This is a genomic window from Bacillus sp. SRB3LM (genome assembly GCF_015712745.1).
Classification (GTDB): Bacteria; Bacillota; Bacilli; order Bacillales; family Bacillaceae_G; genus Bacillus_A; species Bacillus_A thuringiensis_K.
In genome coordinates, this window is sequence record NZ_VWVQ01000058.1 from 1 (window position 1) to 3,436 (window position 3,436).

A 3,436-nucleotide genomic window follows, 5' to 3' on the forward strand; every position below is an offset into this window, starting at 1 on the left:
TAATACGGTGTATTATATTTCAATCGTTCTCCATTTTTTGTGACAGGATCGGAATTATCTGCAGCTAACGCTGTTACTGGCAGGGAGGCTGCAGTAATTACTAAAGTCAGTACACTCGCTAATATTTTTTTCATATTTCACATCTCCTCGTATGATTAAATTAGATTTTTAGGAAAGAAATTTACCTATATAAACCCAAGGTATTTTAACTGCAGTAAAAATACTGTTACTTGTAGATAGAGTGGGTTCTAGTACAAAAATGATTTTATAAAGCTTCCAATCTGAACATTCCTCGGTTTTGAAAATGAATCATTGGAAATCTGAAGCGAAATTGCGGGTTGTAATGATAATTATTTATCCAACGTTCGGAATCCATCTTATATTTTTCCATCATGCGAGGTTTGCACCGGAACCCTTAAAACCTTAAGATTCAGGAGCTATACGAAAACTACTTTCTTTTATGTTTAATTGATTAATAATATTCGCAACTACAGCCGTAAGAGTTTTTTCATCAAACTAAGCTATTAGATTATCATCCGAATAAATATTCCATTTTTTCTAAAATGACCCATTTCTTTTCCGCCATCTTCTGCTTCCACATGTAAAGTATCCTTCTCTAACCTGAAAATAAGTTTTCCAAAATAGGAACCAAGTTTGAATAGGACATTTTGGAAAACACCATCCTTATCAAAGTAATATTGTTTCCCCTCTATTATAGGAGTGTCGGTTACCTTGAATCCTTTCTCATCATAGTAATATTTTTCCCCGTTTTCTGATTAGTCACTTAACCTTTTGGGGTAATTTGTATATTTATTTTTGCTTGGAGTTTTAATTTCATCGGATCTATTTTTCAATTTAGCTGTTTTCTTGCTTGTTTTTCCACCATTTCTGCGTTCCACTCCTCATGAGATAGGCGACCTTTTCCTGCTACCATTGCATTATATTGAGTGGAATCTAGTTGTACTCTTTTTCGTGGTTCTAAATCACTCAATTGATCGATATTAATGGAAATTGGCATTGGTCCAAAATCATCTATTTTGTTAAGTAAAATTGGTAGGCTACTTAAGTCAGGATACGTTTCATCAGAATTAATTCTATTTGCTATTTGATTTTCTTTTGCCTTTATAGTCGCAAGTGTAGCATTTTTTCCGATTCCTAAAGAAATTGTTGGCTTTACTTTATATGCGGGTGCTGTCCCTATATTGGTATACCTTAATCGGGCACCTAAATAAGCTGCTTCTCCGGTCTGTATCCCAATGGTTTGAGACCAATTTCTTTCCCAAGTAGATGAATTTTCCTTCGCCATTATTGCAGTAGAGCTCTGTGATTGATTAAAAGTGCTTGTTATACTTGTATGTATTGTTAAGAAAGCAGATAAATTAACCAAGACTGTTGTACTAATTCTTTCAGATGCTTCTAATGTTTTACTATTAGAAGTACGGGCTCCAAAAGTATGACTTGTTACTCCTCCATATAAAGCTGTCGATTCTTGATTTTTCGAAATGACCAAGCTTTCCATTTTTACCCCCATATTCGGATATGCTGCAACTAATGGATTTTGAGCGTCTTTCTTTGTAGCTCCATCTATTTTACCAGCTGCTTTTTCATAATCCGTATAAGGATCTCCGGCTGTATGTACCTTATATGGACTTTAGATGGCCGAGTAATTATAAAATAATTTAGAATATTTGCACCAGAACTCTTATAAATAATTATACTCTTTCAACTTATCTTCTATATATTTCACAGCTTCGGGTGCTTCTTTTCTAATTGATTCGCGATATTTAACAATTGACGAATACATCGATTTAAATATTTCTGCAAAAAATTCAATAGTACTTTCTTGTGCATAATCATGTACTGTATTTAATTTTGTAACATTAGATTTTTCTTCCTTAATAAATCCTAACTTTTCAGCAGTAAAATGTAGGACAAAATCGCCTGATTTCATTATTTCACCCCCAATCTGTTTTGATAATTCCATTGAACTAGTCAAAAAATTAAAAACGTCTTCGCTTTTAACCAATACCTAAATAGAAAAGAAAATTCTCTTTTCACTTCATTTTTTAGATGAATTGTATTCCCTTATTTCTTACAATTTTTTTGCCATTCGTCCATCTTGTTGTTTGGGATACATCATGTACTTCCTGACAATGTAATAAGATCAGTAAAAAAATCGTTTTTATTACCTAGACAAATTGTTTTTGATTCATTTTCACTTGCATGAGAAACAATGGAATCAAACGGTAAAATTGAGAATGCACATGCTGATGCTATAGCAGTGGCTTTTAAATTCATTCATTTTTCTCCTTTACTGCATAGTACTGGAATATTATTATGCATAATAATATTCCATTTACCACATATTTAAATTATTTAGTTCCTAATATTTGTCCTTTTACAAATGACATTAAGAGATTCTATTTTCCAGTTGCGAAATTTACTTTAAGAGTCTGTTTATAGTCTCATAAATATGTTAGGATGTATGAAAAAACAGGAGATAAGTGTATATCTTATCCAAGGGATATCAGCCATGAAAAACTCGAGATTATTAGTGAGGGTTCTGTTGCAAAGTTTGAAAAAGGTTTACACGAGTAGAGAAATGAGAGGAAATATTTATGCAGTGGCCACTAATTGTTGTAATTCATTGTATACCGAAAAGACGAAATTCGTTTGAAAATTTCGCCTCTGTTTATAGATAGCCTGAATCGTTTCGATTCCTTTAATAGTACGAGAAGCATGACGAAGAGTTTGAAATCCAGCTGATTTCACAAATCGGCGTTTGACATGTCGATGGTCCTGTTCAATAAGATTATTACGATGTTTAATCGTACAATGTTTGGTCTGTGTATAATAATCGTCTTTCTTCAATTTTTTAAATGCACAAAGTAAAGCAGGAGCCTTGTCTGTCGTAAGAACCGATGGTTCTCCAAACTGTTTGACCAACCTTTTCATGAAGGAATAAGCAGCTTGATGATTACGTGTTTTTCGAAGTTGAAAGTCCAGTGTATGTCCATCACTATCAATGGCGCGATATAAATAACACCATTCTCCTTTGACTTTCATATACGTCTCATCCAAATGCCAAACATGGTGCGCTAATTTGTTTTTCTTCTTCCGCATTTGATAGATGAGATTGCCATATTCATGCACCCAACGCATGATGGTTGTAGGATGCACTGATACACCACGTTCTTTCAACATTTCAGATACATCACGATAGCTTAAAGAAAAACGGCTACTAAAATAATGTCTTTTTTGAACTGTTTTCCTTTAAAATATCTCATTTTGGATGCTCCTCACTCTGTTTTGCAAAAGTTTAGCTTCATTTAAAAAACTTTGCAACAGAACCGTTTTGATCATGTTGATACAACCAATCTATATGAAACGAATGGTTTTGTGTACCAACTGTATACGAACTCACTTGAAACAAACT

General features: G+C 33.3%; 3 protein-coding genes and 2 pseudogenes. All 5 read right to left on the bottom strand.

Annotated features, from left to right (window positions below; genetic code table 11):
- Positions 1-850: 850 nt before the first annotated feature.
- Positions 851-1,519 (bottom strand): hypothetical protein, encoded by a 669-nt coding sequence (locus F3I02_RS19560; protein ID WP_196478071.1) that lies wholly within the window; start codon positions 1,517-1,519, stop codon positions 851-853.
- A gap of 36 nt (positions 1,520-1,555) precedes the next feature.
- A pseudogene (locus F3I02_RS34985) lies at positions 1,556-1,639 on the bottom strand (binary toxin-like calcium binding domain-containing protein); the annotation flags it as partial.
- 63 nt (positions 1,640-1,702) lie between these two features.
- A complete protein-coding gene (locus tag F3I02_RS19570) occupies positions 1,703-1,951 on the bottom strand; it encodes an anthrax toxin lethal factor-related metalloendopeptidase (RefSeq protein WP_196478072.1) in 249 nt (82 codons plus the stop codon).
- A 185-nt stretch (positions 1,952-2,136) separates the two neighbouring features.
- A complete protein-coding gene (locus tag F3I02_RS19575; RefSeq protein ID WP_196478073.1) occupies positions 2,137-2,298 on the bottom strand; it encodes a hypothetical protein in 162 nt (53 codons plus the stop codon).
- Positions 2,299-2,616: 318 nt separating this feature from the next.
- A pseudogene (locus tag F3I02_RS19580) lies at positions 2,617-3,287 on the bottom strand (IS6 family transposase).
- Positions 3,288-3,436 lie beyond the last annotated feature (149 nt).